This is a genomic window from Variovorax defluvii (genome assembly GCF_039541515.1).
Lineage (GTDB): Bacteria > Pseudomonadota > Gammaproteobacteria > Burkholderiales > Burkholderiaceae_C > Variovorax > Variovorax defluvii.
The window spans coordinates 185,188-201,303 of the sequence record NZ_BAABGJ010000008.1; the positions used below are offsets into that span (position 1 = coordinate 185,188).

Consider the following 16,116-nt stretch of genomic DNA (forward strand, 5'->3'; position numbering starts at 1 on the left):
CTGTGGCAAGCTCGCAGCGGTATGCGACACCGCTTCATCGTGCCACCGCCCCGCCGCTTCCTGTTGCGCGCCCTGCTGGGCGCCGCCGCGTCCGCGCCGCTCGCAGCGCTGGCGGGCTTCAATTTTTTCACCAGCGAGTACACCGCCACCCGCGAGGAACTGCAGGCGCAGATCGCCAGGCGCTTTCCGCTGCAGCAGCGCTATGCGGAGCTGTTCACCGTGGCCCTGCGCGACCCGCAGCTGGGCCTGGATGCCGCGGCCAACCGCGCCGCCATCACGGCCGTGCTCAGCATTGCGAGCCCGCTGCTGCAGCCCGGGACGGTCGAAGGCGTGGTCTCGATCAGCAGCGCGCTCAAGTACGACGCGCCGGCCCGTGCGCTGCGCCTGGACCAGCCCCGGGCCGAACGGCTGGAGCTGCAGGGCGTGACCGGGCGCGATGCCGAGCGGCTGCAGCGCATCGGTGCGCTGGTCGCCCAGGAGCTGCTGCGCGATCAGCCGCTGCGCACCTTCACGGCCGAAGAGCTGACGGTCGGCCGCAAGACCTACGAGCTCGGTGACATCACCGTGCAACAGGACAGCATCAAGGTGGAACTGAAATGACACGCACGCCTGCATCCGCCCGCTTCGCCGGCCTGGTCGGCCTGGTCGGCCTCGCCGCAACGCTGCTGCTCGGCGCCTGTTCCGCGCTCGCACCCGCCGCCGACGCCACCTTCGATCTGCAGGCCCATCGAGGCGGCCGTGCCCTCGCACCCGAGAACACGCTGGCCGCCTTCGACAATGCGATGGACATGGGCGTCACCACGCTCGAACTCGACATCGGCCTCACGGCCGACGGCGTGGTGGTGATCTCGCACGACACGGTGCTCAACCCCGACCACACGCGCGACGCGAGCGGCGCCTTCCTGACGGCCAGTGGGCCGGCGATCCGCACGCTCAGCCTCGCGCAGGTGCAGCGCTACGACGTCGGTCGCATCGACCCTTCCACGAACTACGGCCGCCAATTCGCCAAGCAAGTCCCGCGCGACGGTGAGCGCATCCCCACGCTCGCCGCGCTCTTCGAGCGGGTGCGCGAGCGCGGCGCGACGCAGGTCCGCTTCAACATCGAGACCAAGCTGGACCCCGGACGTCCTGAGGAGACCGCCCCGCCCGAGATCATGGTGCGCGCGCTGCTGGCCGAAATCGACAAGGCCGGCGTCGGTCCGCGGGTGACGGTGCAGAGTTTCGACTGGCGCACCCTGGCGCTGGTGGGACAGTGGGCGCCGCAGCTGCAGCGTGCGTACCTCACCAGCGGCCGCACGCTCCAGGACCCGCGCTGGACCGGCGGGCTGCGCCGGGCGGATTTCGGCTCCACGCCCCGGCTGGTGCGCGCCGCGGCCGGCCGGAGCGAACGGCCGGTGATCTGGTCGCCAGCCTTCAACGACCTGACGGCCGTCCAGGTGCAGGAGGCCCGGGCATTGGGCCTGAAGGTGCTGCCCTGGACCGTGAACGAGCGCGCCGACATGGTCCGGCTGCTGGACTGGAAGGTGGATGGGATCATCACCGACGACCCCGCCGTGCTGCGCGACGTCCTGCGCGAGCGCGGGATGCCGCTGCCGGCCGGTCGCTGAGTTTTCACACGTGCCGGGCGGCCGGCGTTCGCGGTGCGTCGGTCAGTGGCTGGCGATCGGCCCGCGCGTGCAGGGCCTCGATGATGTGGCAGTGCGCGTCGCTGCCGTCGCAGCAGCTGCGCAACGCGATCAGGTCCTTTTCGAGCGCGCGAAGCTCGCGCAGCCGCTCGCGCACGTGGCCCAGGTGGGCATCGAGCGCCACGTTGGCCGCGGCGCAGTCGGCCTTGCTGCGCAGGTCCAGGGCGAGCAGTTCGCGCACCTCGTCCAGCGACATGTCCATCGCGCGGCACAGGCGGATGAAGCGCAGCTGGTGCACGTCGGCATCGGTATAGAGCCGGTAGCTGTTGTCCCCGCGGGCCTGCGGTGCGATCAGGCCCTCCTTCTCGTAGTAGCGGATGTTGGTGGCGGAAAGCCCGCTGAGGGTGGCTGCCTCGCCGATGCGATAACCCTGTTCAGCGGGCGGATTTGCGACCGTCATCGTTTGACCTTCCAGTGACTTCAAGCTTTCCAATGGTGCCATCACTGGAGAGAACATGTCTGCGAACTGCTGCGATCACGACCACGGCCCTACCCATGAACATCTGTCCGCGAGCGACACGCCGCGCTACCGTCGCGTGCTGTGGGTGGCGCTGGCGCTCAATGCGGCCATGTTCGCGGTCGAGATCGGGGCCGGCTTCCGCTCGGGATCGGTGTCGCTGCTGGCGGACGCGATCGATTTCTTCGGCGATGCGGCCAACTACGGGGTCACGCTGGCCGTGCTGTCGATGGGCCTGGCATGGCGGGCCCGGGCGGCCCTGCTCAAGGGCCTGAGCATGCTGGGCTTCGGCGTTTTCGTGGCGGGCAAGACCTTGTGGTCGGCCGCGCAGGGCGTGCCGCCCGAGGCGCTGACCATGGGCCTGATCGGCGCACTGGCTCTCGGCGTCAACGTCGGGGTTGCGGTAATGCTCTATGCCTTCCGCGAGGGCGACGCCAACATGCGCAGCGTTTGGCTGTGCTCGCGCAACGACGCCATCGGCAACGTCGCGGTGATGCTCGCGGCCCTGGGCGTCTTCGGAACCGGCACGGCCTGGCCTGATCTGGCGGTGGCCGCGGTGATGGCGGCGCTCGCTGTCAGCGGCGGATGGTCGGTGCTCAGGTTGGCGCGCGGCGAGCTGGGCCGCGCGGCCGACGGTCATGCGCACCGCGCCTGAAGCGCTGCGAACGGCGGTTCCATAATCGCCGGCGATGTCCCAGCAAAGCTCTTCTTCTTCCGCGCCGTCCGCCGGCGCCATCACCGACGTCGCCGGCATCGAGGTCGGCCACTTCAGCGATTCCCGCCGTCCGACCGGCTGCACCGTCATCCTCGCGCGCGAAGGCGCGGTGGCCGGTGTCGATGTGCGAGGCGCCGCGCCGGGCACACGCGAGACCGACCTGCTCGCACCCGGCAACTTCGTGCAGCAGGTCCACGCGATCATGCTGGCCGGCGGCAGCGCATGGGGCCTGGCGGCGGCCGAGGGCGCGATGCGCTGGCTGGAGGAACGCGGCGTCGGCCTCGACGTCCGCTTCGGCACCCTGCCGATCGTGCCCGCGGCCGTGCTCTTCGATCTGCCGATGGGCGATGCCCGCATCCGCCCCGACGCGGCCGCCGGCTACGCGGCCTGCGAAGCGGCATCGACGGCCGCGCCCGCCGAGGGCAACGTGGGCGCCGGCAGCGGCGCCCTGGTCGGCAAGCTCTTCGGCGTGCACCGCGCGATGAAGGGCGGCATCGGCACCGCCTCGGTGACGGTGAAGGGCGTGACGGTCGGCGCGCTGATCGCCTGCAATGCGCTGGGCGACGTGCTCGACCCCGACACCGGCCGGGTCGTGGCCGGCGCACGCACCGCGGACGGCCGCGCCTTGCTCGACACCCGCCGCGCCCTGCTGCGCGGCGAGCTGCCTCAGCCGCTGCTGGCGGGCACCAACACGACGCTGGGCGTGGTCGCGACCGACGCCCGGCTCACCAAGGTGCAGGCCAACCGGCTTGCGGCCGTGGCGCACGATGGCCTGGCGCGCGCGATCAACCCTGTTCACACGATGAGCGATGGCGACACCCTGTTCGCGCTGGCCACCGGCCGGGTGCCGCTGGAAGGCGATGCGCCGGGCATGACGGTGCTGGGCACGATGGCGGCCGAGGCCGTGGCGCGCGCCACGCTGCGGGCGGTGCAGGCGGCGCGGACGGTGCGGGTGGGCAGCGCTATCTATCCGAGCTCGAGCGAGCTCGGTTGAGCGCCGGGTCGACCAACCTTCTGGGCCTTGATCGATCGATCGCCCATGAACTCCCGCACCCTGGCGCTCCAGATCGGCATCGTGCCCGGATTGGAAAAGACGTCGTGCGGATCGCCTCGATAGACGGGGATCTCTGCAAATTCGGCCTTGCCTCCCGCGGCCCTGAAGACCCTCAGGCACTCAGCGACCAGCGGTGCAGGAAACACACTGTCGTTCGGCGCATAGAGCCACAGCGTGGGCGCGGACACTTCAGCGCCGAAAGTCGAAAAGGCGGACAACAGCGCCTGTGGATAGCAATCCCGTGCCGCCAACCCTCGCAGACGCCTGCCGCCGGAGAAATTGATCACGCGCGACACCGTCGGCCCCATCCGTCCTGCTGCCGCAAATGATGCCAGCGCCCCGGCGGAAACACCTAGCAGCGTGATCGCATCGGCGTTCACGTAGGCCAGCGACTGCAGGTAACGCACCGCGGCCTCGATGTCCTTGGCCTCTTCCCATGCCACAGCATGGATATCACAAGAAAAGGCTGGCATGCTGCCCTCGGACTGGCCGTAACCGCGCCGCATCGGGATTGCGACAACGAAACCCGCTGACAGAAAGACTCGAGCCTGCGAAACGGGTCTTGCGCGCAGGTGGGTGGCAGGCTGCGACTTGTCGGCTGGCACGCCATGATTCATGACCAGCACCGGCAGCGAGGCACCGGAGTTGGCCGGGCGCATCAGCGTCATCTCCAACTGATACTCGGCATCGCCGTCCTTCATGGGGAAACGAATCACCTCCTCGATGAATTCGGTATGCCCTGTCGGAGGCTGTGCTGCGCATCCCAAAGCAGCCGCCGATGCAGCGGACAGGAGAATCGTTCGCCGCACCTCATTCACGTGCGCGCCCCGTCGGTTTGCATGACCAGATGACTCAACGCCAACGCAGAAACATTGCAAACAAGCTGGGGTAGCTTGGGATATCTACGGCAGGTATCGCAATGGGGTTGCAAGCTTCATCACTCGGTGCTACTGCGCAAGAAGGATGATTTCCGTTGTCACCAAGCATCCCTTGGCCATCGTCGCATGCGCTGGCACCGCCGCAACTGTCACCGTCGGAAGCGCTATCGCCGCAATCACCGGGTCCACACCCTGCGCCATCATCGCCTCCCGAGACGAGGTGCAGTTCATCCGCGGTCAGTGCGCGGAAGGGACCGGTACCCCGCAAGGATTCGCTTGCCGCATGGGTCAAGATCACTTTCAACTCCTATCGACTTCAAGTTCAACGAGCCCCATTGGGGGAAGAAGTGTGCAGGCGTGTGCAGGCGGATATCGTTCGACCACCGGCAACGCGCCAATCTCAGCAACCGCCAGAACGATCCGTGCGACAAAAAGGTGACCGCGTCTCAGTGTTTCCGTGTGTCAAGCCGCTCTCGCTTTCTCTGCCAAGGTTGGCCATCGATGACTGCAGCGGAACAGGTCGATCACCCTCTCCATGGCCTCTAGAGTCTGCTGTCGGTGCGCGATCACGATGCGTGTCATGTCCAGCTGCAGCACGGCCCGGTTGATCGCGTTCTCCGTGGCCGTATCCAGATGGCTCGTGGCTTCGTCCAGGAAGAGAATCCGGGGGCGCCTGTAGAGCGCCCGCGCCAGCACGACCCGTTGCCGCTGCCCGCCCGAAAGTGCGGCCCCCATGTCGCCGACGAGCGTGTCGTAGCCCATGGGCATGCGACAAATCTCCTCATGCAGGAACGCGCGTCGCGCGGCTTCCTCGATCCGGTCATGGTCGAGCTGGGCATCGAACAGGCCGATGTTCTCGGCGATCGAGCCGGCGAACAGCCTGTCGTCCTGCATGACCACGCCGATCTGCTCGCGATAGTGCCGCAGGCCGAGCTGCCGCAGCGGCACGCCACCCATGCTGACGCTGCCCTCCTGCGGCACCAGTTGCCCCAGCATGAGCTTCAGCAGGGTCGTCTTGCCGCACCCCGAAGGACCTGCAATCGCCACCGATTCGCCGGCTTCGATCTTCAGGCTCAGGTCCTTCACGATCCACGGCTCATCCGGCGCGTACCGAAAGCTGACGTTGTGCAGTTCGATGGAAGCGGCAACGCCTGCCTGCGAGCCATGAAGGGCCGTCTCACTCACCGGTTCCGGCTCGGCCAACACGTGTCGGCGAAGCGCTCGGTCTGCAAGCCGAGCATCTTGAACGAGAGGCACTGATCGACCAGGGCAGACGCCCGACCGACGAACTGCGTCCTGTAGCCCAGGAAGGCAATCAGCATGCAGACCGACAGTTGCCTGTCGAGCACGAGCCGCGCGCCGAGATGACGATCAAGGTGACCGTGGCCATGATGCCGTCGACGACGGCGCCCACCATGCCGCTCGTCAGCGCTTGCTGCAGCGCGCCGATGCTGCCGAAGCGCGAGACGATGTCGCCCAGGTGCCGCTTCTCGTACCAGGCCATCGGCAGGCGCAGGAGATGCGAGAAAGCGCCAGCCGTCCATTGGAGACTCAGTGTGGTCGTCAGGTGCAGGAGCACTCTTGCGCGCGTCCAGCCGGCCACGACCTGGAAGGTGCCCGCCAGCACCAGGCCCGAGATCAGGACGACGAGCAGGTCCGCATCGCCGGAGACCAGGACGTCGTCGATGACCCATTGCGAGAAGAAGGGCAGCACCAGGCCAAACACTTCCAGCGCCGCGGCGAGCGCGAACACCTGGACCAACGAGCGACGCAGGCCCCGCACCTTCGAGAGAAGCGCACCGATCTGCAGGCGCTGCCGTTCCTTCCGCGGCTTGAAGGAGAGGCCCGGGGCCATCTCCAGCGCGACGCCCGTGAATGACCGCCCCGCCTCGTCGTGCTTCAGTGTGCGCGAGCCATGCGCGGGGTCCAGGATGTCGATGAACCCGCGGCGCACCCGCTGAAGCACGACGAAATGCCGGAGGTCCCAGTGCAGGATGCAGGGTGTCGCCAGCTTGTCCAGGTCCTTCAGGCCAAGACGCAAGGGCCGGGTCTGGAAACCCAGAGCCTCTGCGAATTTCATCAGTTGCGCCAGCGTCGCGCCCTTGAGAGACACCGCGTGCCGAGCCCGCAGGCTCGGCAGGTCGGTGTCGTAGCCGTGGTAGCCCGCCACCATGGCCAGAGCAGCCAGGCCGCACTCCGCGGCCTCTGTCTGCAGCACGAGGCGCAGCTTGCGACCGAAGCCGAACCGCAGACGCTCCAGCATGACGGGTCAGTGAGTCCAGCGGCCCGAGATGGAGAACAACGGCTCGAACACCCATTCGAGCAAGGTGCGCTTATCGAGAATCAGGTTGGCATCGACGCCCATGCCTGGGCGAAGCGGCTCCTCTTTGCCATAGGCCAGGACCGTGTTCTTTTCGAGGGCCAAGGTCGCGACATAGAACAGCTCGCCCAGCGCGGCGGGCGGTGGCGGGTAAGGCAATTCGCTTCCGCTCACGGCCACCCGCGACAGCTTGATGACGCGCGCGTCATGACTACCGAACTTCTGATAGGGAAAGGCCTGGAACTGCAGGAGGGCGCGAGTTCCCGTGCGCACGAAGCCGGCCGCTTTGGAAGGCAGGTACACGTCGGCCTGCAGTTCGGACCCGTCGGGAATCAGGGTGAGCAGAGGCTGGCCCGGCACCGCCAGCTTGCCCGGGTCCGTGAGGATCGCGGTCACCAATCCTGCCTGCGGCGCCTTCAGCAACAACTCACGCCGGGACTCGTTCTCAATGCGGTCCTGCTCGACCGAGGAGATCTGGCGATCGATCGCTGCCAGTTCGTTGAACTGCTTCACAGGCAGGGTCGCGAGTTCCGCATCGGCCGTGCCGATGTCGCGCAACAAGCTCGTCTCGCTGCGGCGAATCGATTCGAGGCCTGCCAGCTCGGCCATGCGCTCCTGTTCCTTCTGCTGCAAGGCCATGTCGGAGACAAACCCGGCCCCATGCAGTTCGCGCTGCCTGGCCAGCATCTGGTCGGTCAGCCGAATGCGGTCTTGCTGGAGCGACAAGGCCACTCGCACCTGCGCCAGCTCAGCCTCGAACTTGGCCCGTCGGTCGCCAAGCGCCTTGCGCTGCTGTTCGTGGACCTCATCGAGCGTGTGGCGCTCCTGCCTCCATGAGGCGACCCGCTGCTGCAGATGTTTGTCGATCTCGGCTGAAGCGTCGCCGGTCCGGGTGAAGCGTTCCGAACTCAAGACCGCAAGCGTCTCACCTTGGTCCACGTGCTGCCCCTCTGCCGCCGCCAGCTTGATCACGACGCCGGCCTGCGGCGCGGCCAACTTGATGATGCCGGCATCGGGGACGAGATAGCCGCTTGCGCGAATCTTTCGGGTGTATTGCCCGAAAACCAGGTAAAGAAGCAGGGCCGTCGCGAGCACGGCGAAGCCCATTGAAAGCACGGCGAAGGAGAGCGGTTTGCTCAGAACGACTTCGCCGAGCCAGGCATCTTGGCGCGCTATAAAAACCTCTTCGCGAAAAATCGCTTTCTGATCCGACATTGGAGCTCCCTTGGCTTTTTCATTGTCATCTCTGAACGCAGCAGGCCGAGATCACGCGAATTTGTGAATCGATCGGTAGATAACGAAGATGACAGCAACAGTGACCGGCATATACGGCAAAAACCTCCTTAGAAGCCAGAAAGGAGCCCTGACCCATCGCCGAAGCTTTGAACACTTTTTGCTCATCGCATCACTTGCCGAGCGGCGGCATCATGAAAAATGTCCACGCGATTCCGCTTTACTCTTGTCATTTTATTCAAGCTCCGAATCGTACTTTTCCTTTACTGCTGCAAGAGCTTCTTCTGGCACAAACCACTCGGTCAAACCGCAGGCCCCACAGATGCGAAGGCGATATCTTGGGTTATTCAACCAAGAGCTCCAACCAAGGGGCAGCAAACCAGGATACAACCCGCCTCCAGCGCTTACTTGAGCAATGTAGTGCTCAACGCCACTGCAGTTTCGACAAGCAGAAGTCAACTTACCCTCCTTAAGCCCTCTGGAAGACTCAGGGCCGCATATTTAGATCGCGATCTTCCATCAAATGAACTCGACTTCCAATCCACCCGAACGGGTGTATTGACAAGATGCCGGTCATCTGCTAGCGACCAGGCAAACAGCCCTGGCAACACCAACATCACTAACCTACGCATCTCAATTTGTCAATTTACCCGATCGGGCACTATCGAAGTTCGCCTGGAGAAATTAAGCTACTCGGCCGTGAAACCCCGACACGAACTTCGGGGGCCATTGATCTTTGCGGATCAATATGACTCTGGAAAGCGTTGAATGCTAGAAATTCTTCAAGGAAGATGGGATAGCTCCACATCTCACCAAACGATGCGGGAGTTGACAGCAGAGGAGCTCAATTACGTAAGCGGGGGCGATGGCGGAGGGGGTTCATGTTCGGCTGGAGATTGCGGAGCGAGCGCTAGTGACGGAAGCGATGCCGCTGGCACACTTGCTGAGGTGACGGTGACGTCGAGCCAAAATGATGGCATCGGCGATCAACAGGCACAACAGTTGATGACACAAATCGAGTTTGCGTTCACCGATCCTTTGGCGGCACTACTTGGCTTTTTTTCCTTAATCGGAAATGCCTCGATCCCCTCGATGAACTACCCGACAATTCCCGTGAACCCCATGGGCGATCCTTCGCCCGGCGGCCCCTAAATTTGCGGACCCGTGTACTTAACAAACGCAGAGTGAGCGACCATGGTCAGGTAAATGGCAAACTCACTTTTCTCTGAAGTTACATTCAATGCCATGACGCGGCGCGCGAGCATCTTGAATCTCTGCGCTGACCTGTTTGCCAGATTCAAAGTTTCCCAAATTTCTGATTAATTTCAGATGCCATTTCTCAATTCATTCATTGGTATAGTTGCTGCGGCCTCGCTTTGCGGCCAAGCTCTGCCTTCTCTTGCAGGAGAACTAACCCGAAACAGGGAGTCGATATTTGTCCAAGGAAATATTCAAGCCGGCGACCTTGCACAGCTCGATTTAACTGGCGTACGAGAGATGGTTTTTGAAGATTCGCTCGGCGGAACTTATGCCGGCGCACTTCACTACATCGAGGTGATCAAACGTAACGATATAAATACTGTTGTCAAGGGAAAATGCTTTTCCGCATGCGCATTGGCATTCTTGGCGGGCAAGCAAAGATCGATCGGCAGCGCCACAGGTGTCACGGCAATATCGCTCCATTCATCGAGAATTTTGGTCGACGGCGTGCCGCAGGAATACACGGACAAGAGGCCGTTGATGAGCAAAATTTATGAACTGACCGGGGGAAAAATGAAACCGGAGGTGCTCGAGTTGATCCGCAAGTCCTGGACCGAGGCATCAGGTGTCGTATTTGTCGCTTACTCATTTCTAGGATTCACTCACTTCAAAACGCTATACTGCGATGGCACCCAGGGCGCCGACACCTCGAAATGCACAAGGCTGGCAAATGCAGATCCTTACGAAATGGGTGTATTGACGAAGCGCTAATTACCGCAGCCGGTGCGTCTCCGGACCAAGCTTGAAATCCGCATGCCGCTGACTGCCTTGGCCGCGGGGTCAAGAATTCAGGGTAACTTTCACACTTTGCGATTCGATCAAAATTCTCGCTCAAGGCTGCCGACCTCCATGACCGCCATCCCCGCTTCGTGATATCACGCGTACCAACTCGGTCCTGTTCCGAACGTCGAATCTCCGCATCAGCAACGAGAGCCGTTGCTTGACGGTTTCAGAGCTTCTTCCGAGTTGCTTGCCGATCTCTTTGTTCGTCTTGCCTCGGAGCAATAGGTCGACAACCGCGCGCTCGCCGGGCGCGAGCGTCAGCAAGCGTGTCGCCGCCGAAGTTGATTCTTCAGAGCGCAATTGATGGACGCGGCTCAACGCGCTGTGGAGATGCGGCATCACCATCTGCTGAAGCGTACGGCCCTGCGCCTCCATTGCGGAACTCACGTTGTAGAAAGCCGCCGATGTAAAAACCAGTTGATCGCCTTCACCAGAGCAATACGCGAGTCCCAGTACGTTGCGCCAGCCGGCGAGCCTGAAGTTGCCTCGCCAATTCGCGTCAAAGTCTGGTCGCTCATCGTCCTCATCGAAGAACACCGGCCCACCCGTGCGCATGAGGCGCGTCAGGACCGGGCTGCGCGCATTCCCACCCGCGCAGGCAATCTTGGCCCGGTAAGCTGCCGGCACGCCAAAGCTCCAAGCCTGGATGGCGGCATAGCCGCCGGAGTGGGGAACCGATTGCCCGCACAACATCGCTCCGTGAGGCAGGACGGCCCGGACCGGCCCCTGGACCCACGCCTTCAGTGCTTCTTCATCGACCACGCCGCGCGCGGTGGAGGCCAGGAGGTCCCCGGCGCTTTCATTCTTCATTCTTCGCTTCCCTGAAATTCGCACGCGCTTTGTAACCGAGCCGTGAGGCAAAGCCAATCACAATGCGCTGCCGCGCGCCCCGGCGCGCCCGAGCCTACCCACCCACCGCATGCCCCGCACCCTCCGTCTCATCCTCCTGTCCATCCGCGACCTGATCGCCTCCGCGGGCCCCATCGTCTTCCTCGTCATCGGCCTTTTGATTGCCGCCTACTGGTGGCTGGATCCGCAGCCGCCCCGGCGCGTGACGCTCGCCACCGGACCGGCAGGCAGCGCCTATGCGGAGTTCGGCATGCGCTACGCCGCGGCGCTCAAGGCCAACGGCATCGAGGTCGAACTCAAGGCCACCGATGGTTCGCAAGACAACCTGCGGTTGCTGCGCGAAGGCGCGGCCGACGTGGGCTTCGTGCGCGGCGGCAGCGCCAATCCGGTGGCCGACGAGGAAGCGGGGCTGACCTCCCTGGGGAGCCTGTTCTACGAGCCGCTGTGGGTCTTCTACCGCGCCGATGCGGGGCGCGCGGTCGACCGCAGGACCGGTCGCCTCGCTTCCATCGCGCAGTTCAAGACGCTGCGCGTCAACGTCGACAAGCCGGGCAGCGGCGTGCCGGAAGTCATGGAGCGGATGTTCGAGGCCAATCACATGGATACGCGACAGCTGCAGCTGTCCAACCTCGAGCAGACCCCCGCCACCGAGGCGCTTCAGGCCGGGCTGCTGGACGTGATCGTGCTCGCCTCGGCGCCGCAGTCGCCGCTGGTGCAGCGGTTGCTGCGCGCGCCCGACATCCGGCTCATGGACTTCGACCAGGCCGACGCCTACTCGCGCCGCTTCGCCTTCCTGCAACCGGTGACGCTGCCGCGCGGCGTGGTCGATCTCGCGACGGACTTGCCGCCCGCCGACAAGACGCTGCTGGCGGCCACCACCTCCCTGCTCGCGCGCGAGAAAACACATCCCGCCCTGCGCCAGCTGTTCGCGCAGAGCGCGCAGACGCTGCACAGCAGCGCCGGCTGGTTCAACCGCGCCCGCGATTTCCCGAACACGCGCACCAGCGAGTTGCCGGTCAGCCCCGAGGGCGACCGCGCCATCAATGGGACCCCGCCCTTCTGGCAACGCTACCTGCCCTTCTGGGCCAGCAACCTGGTGGAACGCATGTGGCTGGTGCTGGGCGGCCTGCTGGTGCTGATGTTGCCGCTGTCGCGCGTGGTGCCGCCGCTGTACCAGTTCCGCGTGCGCAGGCGCGTGTTCCGCTGGTATGCCCGCCTGCGCGAGGTCGAGCACAAGCTGGACGCCGGCCAGGGCGAGCGCGACGCGCTCATCGCGGAGCTCGACGACCTGGACCGGCGGGTCAACAAGGTGGCCGTGCCGCTGTCCTATGCGGAGGAGCTCTACGCGCTGCGCAACAACATCTACGCGGTGCGCAGGCGCGTGCTGGCACGGGCGCCGACTCCGACGGCCTAGAGCGTGTTTTCACGCTATGCGGCACGCAAAGCCGCGTCTTTGCCATCGGTGATGAGCCAGGCCCCGAGGCGCATCGAGGCCGCTGGCCAGTCCGACCACTTCGACCTGCATCGGCCCGGGCGGGGTGCCGGGCTTGCGGGTGATGCGAAAGCAGGTGCTGGCGAAGGAACCGGTGGTGGTGCCGGTGCGGGTCCAGCGGTGTCGCTCACGCCGAACGCGGCGATGGGACGACGCCTTTACTTGAGCGCCTTGAAGCGCATGCGGTGCGGCTTGGCGCCCTCTTCGCCCAGTCGCTTCTTCTTGTCGGCCTCGTATTCCTGGTAGTTGCCGTCGAAGAAGACCCACTGGCTGTCGCCTTCGGCCGCCAGGATGTGGGTGGCGATGCGGTCGAGGAACCAGCGGTCGTGGCTGATCACCAGCACCGAGCCGGCGAACTCGAGCAGCGCGTCTTCCAGTGCGCGCAGGGTTTCCACGTCCAGGTCGTTCGAGGGTTCGTCCAGCAGCAGCACGTTGCCGCCGGCGATCAAGGTCTTGGCCAGGTGCAGGCGGCCACGCTCGCCGCCGGAAAGCGAACCCACCTTCTTCTGCTGGTCGCTGCCGTTGAAGTTGAAGCGGCCGGCGTAGGCGCGGCTGGCCATCTGGAACTTGCCGACGTTGAGGATGTCCAGCCCGCCGGAGATGTCTTCCCACACCGTCTTCTGGTCGGAGAGCGCGTCGCGGCTCTGGTCGACGAAGGCCATCTTCACGGTCTGGCCGATCACCACTTCGCCGCTGTCCGGCTGCTCCTTGCCGGCGATCAGCTTGAACAGCGTCGACTTGCCGGCGCCGTTCGGGCCGATGATGCCCACGATGGCGCCGGCCGGGATGTTGAAGCTGAGGTTGTCGATCAGCACCCGGTCGCCGAAGCTCTTGGTGACGTTCTTGAACTCGATCACCTGGCTGCCCAGGCGGTCGGCGACGGGGATGAAGATCTCCTGCGTCTCGTTGCGGCGCTGGTATTCGTAGTCGGACAGCTCCTCGAAGCGGGCGATGCGCGCCTTGCTCTTGGCCTGGCGGCCCTTGGCGTTCTGGCGCACCCACTCCAGTTCCTTCTTCATGGCCTTGGCATGGGCTTCCTCGCCCTTCTGCTCGGCTTCGAGGCGGGCTTCCTTCTGCTCCAGCCAGGTGCTGTAGTTGCCCTTCCAGGGGATGCCGCGGCCGCGGTCGAGTTCGAGAATCCACTCGGCGGCGTTGTCGAGGAAGTAGCGGTCGTGGGTGATGGCCACCACGGTGCCCGGGAAGCGCTGCAGGAAGACTTCGAGCCATTCCACCGATTCGGCATCCAGGTGGTTCGTCGGCTCGTCCAGCAGCAGCATGTCGGGCTTGGACAGCAGCAGCTTGCACAGCGCCACGCGGCGCTTCTCGCCGCCGGAGAGCAGGCCGATGTTGGCGTCCCAGGGCGGCAGGCGCAGCGCGTCGGCGGCGATCTCGAGCTGGTGCTCGGAATCGGTGCCGGCGGCGGCGATCACGGCCTCCAATTCGCCCTGTTCGGCCGCGAGCGCGTCGAAGTCGGCATCCGGCTCGGCATAGGCGGCGTAGATCTCTTCCAGCCGGGTCTTGGCGGCATTGACCTCCTTCATGGCCTCGTCGACTTCCTGGCGCACCGTGTGCTCGGGATTCAGCTTGGGCTCCTGCTCCAGGTAGCCGATCGACAGACCGGGCATGGGGATCGCCTCGCCCTCGATCTCCTTGTCGATGCCGGCCATGATCTTGAGCAGCGAGGACTTGCCCGAACCGTTCAGGCCCAGCACGCCGATCTTGGCGCCAGGGAAGAATGAAAGCGAAATGTCCTTCAAGATCTGCCGCTTGGGCGGCACGGTCTTGCTGACCTTGTTCATGGTGTAGACGTACTGGGCCATCTCAATCTCTGTTCGGGAGTGGTTGGGAAACCCGGCAACGATCGTGCACAAGGATCGCTGGCGAATCTGCCGTGCGTGGCAAGCGCTTGCTGCTGCAGCGCGTTCTCCGACCGGGGGTTTGCCGCCAAGTCTAACGCAGGCCCCCCATTCCTTGAACGCCCCCCGCCCGGGCGCTGCTATTCTCGGTCGATGCCCCCCCAGGATGCCTTCGAAAAAGCCAGGCAGCTCTTCCTCGACGGCCTCCAGGCCTTCCAGGCACAGCGCTACGCCGCAGCCGAACAGCTTTTCCAGTCCTCGCTCGCTCTCCTGCCGGGAAGGGTCTCGACCCTGATCAACCTGGCCGCCACCCAGGTGAAGCTTGGGCGCCCGCAGGATGCCCTGGCGGCGGCCGAGCAGGTGCTGGCGATCGAGCCCGGTCATGCCGATGCCTGGTTCCACAAGGCGACCGCGCTGAGCCAGCTCGGCCACCACCAGGCGGCGTTGGCCGGCTACGAGGAGGTCCTGAAGATCGGCACCCTGCCCGCTGCCGAGCCATGGTGCCGCCACGGCCAGACCCTGCAGGCGCTGGACCAGCCCGAGCGGGCCCTCGCCTCCTACGACCGCGCGCTGGCCGCCGACCCGAAGCTGGCGCAGGCGTGGAGCAACCGCGGCGGCATCCTGAGGGAGATGCATCGGCACGAAGAAGCGGCCGAGGCCTTCCGCCAGGCACTGGCGCACGGCGCCGATGCCGAACTGCATCGCTACTACCTGGCCTCGGTGTCCCCGCAGCCCCTGCCGCCCACCGCACCGGCGCAGTACGTCGAGACGCTGTTCGACGACTATGCGGACGACTTCGACGCCCACCTGGTCGACGTCCTCGGCTATCGCGCGCACAGCACGCTGGTCGGCCATCTGGCCGGCCTGAACCGGGGCCCTTACAAATCCGCCCTGGACATGGGCTGCGGAACGGGCCTGTGCGCGCCTTTGCTGAAGCCGATGACTCGACGCCTGGCCGGCGTCGACCTGTCCAGCCTGATGCTGGAAAAGGCGCGCGCGCTCCACCTCTACGACGAACTCGCGCACGCGGACATCGTGGCGCACCTGCGGCAGACCGACGCACGCCACGACCTGGTCGTGTCGGCCGACGTCTTCATCTACGTGGGCGACCTGGACCCCGTGTTCGCCGCCTTGGAGGCCGTGATGGAGCCGGGCGGGCTGTTCTGCTTTTCCGCCGAATGCGCCTCCAGCGAACGCCCCGATTTCGAGCTGCTGCCGAGCCTGCGCTACGCGCATTCGGAGCGCTATCTGCGCGCCCTGGCGGAACGCCGCGGCTTCGACTGGCTGCGCCTCGTGCGCGCACCGATCCGCGAGGACCAGCGCAGTTCCATCCCGGGCCTGTACGTCTACCTGCAGCGCCGCTGAAAGCCGCGCTCGGACGGTCTCTTGCGACTCATGCGACAATACGCAGCGTTGCCGGGTCCAGTCGCCCGCAACACCGGCTCCCTGCCGGGGACGAAGAAGGCCCGCCCAAAGGCCCTCGCGCTCCACCCCTGATCCTCATCTGCCCCTGCTGGCCCCGCGTCGAGAACGA

The 16,116-nt window shown here is 65.1% G+C and carries 15 protein-coding genes; 8 read left to right on the top strand and 7 right to left on the bottom strand.

Annotation, left to right across the window (positions count from 1 at the left end; translation table 11 throughout):
• The first annotated feature begins 21 nt into the window (after positions 1–21).
• Both ABEA07_RS04665 and ABEA07_RS04670 read left to right on the top strand, forming a co-directional pair.
• Entirely contained in the window at positions 22–600 is a 579-nt protein-coding gene (locus ABEA07_RS04665; protein ID WP_345536190.1) for a DUF1439 domain-containing protein, read from the top strand.
• Positions 597–1,607, top strand: a complete 1,011-nt coding sequence (locus tag ABEA07_RS04670; protein ID WP_345536191.1) for a glycerophosphodiester phosphodiesterase — start codon at positions 597–599, stop codon at positions 1,605–1,607. The genes ABEA07_RS04665 and ABEA07_RS04670 overlap by 4 nt, the downstream gene beginning before the upstream one ends.
• 4 nt (positions 1,608–1,611) lie before the next feature.
• On the opposite strand, the gene ABEA07_RS04675 is transcribed toward ABEA07_RS04670, so the two are convergent.
• Positions 1,612–2,085: a Cd(II)/Pb(II)-responsive transcriptional regulator gene (locus ABEA07_RS04675; RefSeq protein WP_345536192.1), complete on the bottom strand. Its 474-nt coding sequence runs from the start codon at positions 2,083–2,085 to the stop codon at positions 1,612–1,614.
• Positions 2,086–2,140: 55 nt separating this feature from the next.
• Between ABEA07_RS04675 and ABEA07_RS04680 the strand changes: the two genes are divergently transcribed.
• Both ABEA07_RS04680 and ABEA07_RS04685 read left to right on the top strand, forming a co-directional pair.
• The gene (locus ABEA07_RS04680; protein WP_345536194.1) at positions 2,141–2,797 is read left to right on the top strand and encodes a cation efflux transmembrane domain-containing protein; all 657 of its coding nucleotides are present in this window, start codon (positions 2,141–2,143) and stop codon (positions 2,795–2,797) included.
• Between the two features lie 34 nt (positions 2,798–2,831).
• On the top strand, positions 2,832–3,851 hold the full coding sequence (locus ABEA07_RS04685) for a P1 family peptidase (RefSeq protein WP_345536195.1): 1,020 nt from the start codon (positions 2,832–2,834) through the stop codon (positions 3,849–3,851).
• On the opposite strand, the gene ABEA07_RS04690 is transcribed toward ABEA07_RS04685, so the two are convergent.
• The 4 genes from ABEA07_RS04690 to ABEA07_RS04705 form a co-directional block, all read right to left on the bottom strand.
• The gene (locus ABEA07_RS04690) at positions 3,824–4,612 is read right to left on the bottom strand and encodes an alpha/beta hydrolase (protein ID WP_345536196.1); all 789 of its coding nucleotides are present in this window, start codon (positions 4,610–4,612) and stop codon (positions 3,824–3,826) included. The two genes, ABEA07_RS04685 and ABEA07_RS04690, sit on opposite strands and share 28 nt — an antisense overlap.
• 639 nt (positions 4,613–5,251) lie before the next feature.
• Positions 5,252–5,992: an ATP-binding cassette domain-containing protein gene (locus tag ABEA07_RS04695; protein WP_345536198.1), complete on the bottom strand. Its 741-nt coding sequence runs from the start codon at positions 5,990–5,992 to the stop codon at positions 5,252–5,254.
• A 112-nt stretch (positions 5,993–6,104) separates the two neighbouring features.
• Positions 6,105–7,052: a cysteine peptidase family C39 domain-containing protein gene (locus ABEA07_RS04700; protein WP_345536199.1), complete on the bottom strand. Its 948-nt coding sequence runs from the start codon at positions 7,050–7,052 to the stop codon at positions 6,105–6,107.
• 6 nt (positions 7,053–7,058) lie between these two features.
• Positions 7,059–8,324, bottom strand: coding sequence for an HlyD family secretion protein (locus ABEA07_RS04705; protein WP_345536201.1), 1,266 nt, complete (start codon positions 8,322–8,324; stop codon positions 7,059–7,061).
• Positions 8,325–9,110: 786 nt separating this feature from the next.
• On the opposite strand from ABEA07_RS04705, the gene ABEA07_RS04710 reads away from it, so the two are divergent.
• A complete protein-coding gene (locus ABEA07_RS04710; RefSeq protein ID WP_345536202.1) occupies positions 9,111–9,494 on the top strand; it encodes a hypothetical protein in 384 nt (127 codons plus the stop codon).
• 177 nt (positions 9,495–9,671) lie between these two features.
• Positions 9,672–10,313 carry a hypothetical protein gene (locus ABEA07_RS04715; RefSeq protein ID WP_345536204.1) on the top strand — a complete coding sequence of 214 codons (642 nt, stop codon included), beginning with the start codon at positions 9,672–9,674 and terminating at the stop codon, positions 10,311–10,313.
• Between the two features lie 120 nt (positions 10,314–10,433).
• Here the strand turns inward: ABEA07_RS04715 and ABEA07_RS04720 are convergent, their stop codons facing one another.
• Positions 10,434–11,195 (bottom strand): LuxR C-terminal-related transcriptional regulator, encoded by a 762-nt coding sequence (locus ABEA07_RS04720; protein ID WP_345536206.1) that lies wholly within the window; start codon positions 11,193–11,195, stop codon positions 10,434–10,436.
• A 109-nt stretch (positions 11,196–11,304) separates the two neighbouring features.
• On the opposite strand from ABEA07_RS04720, the gene ABEA07_RS04725 reads away from it, so the two are divergent.
• Positions 11,305–12,648, top strand: coding sequence for a TAXI family TRAP transporter solute-binding subunit (locus ABEA07_RS04725; RefSeq protein WP_345536207.1), 1,344 nt, complete (start codon positions 11,305–11,307; stop codon positions 12,646–12,648).
• Between the two features lie 236 nt (positions 12,649–12,884).
• Here ABEA07_RS04725 and ettA read toward each other — a convergent pair whose 3' ends face one another.
• On the bottom strand, positions 12,885–14,546 hold the full coding sequence (gene ettA / locus ABEA07_RS04730; protein ID WP_345536208.1) for an energy-dependent translational throttle protein EttA: 1,662 nt from the start codon (positions 14,544–14,546) through the stop codon (positions 12,885–12,887).
• Positions 14,547–14,735: 189 nt separating this feature from the next.
• Between ettA and ABEA07_RS04735 the strand changes: the two genes are divergently transcribed.
• Positions 14,736–15,947: a tetratricopeptide repeat protein gene (locus ABEA07_RS04735; RefSeq protein WP_345536210.1), complete on the top strand. Its 1,212-nt coding sequence runs from the start codon at positions 14,736–14,738 to the stop codon at positions 15,945–15,947.
• Positions 15,948–16,116: the final 169 nt, after the last annotated feature.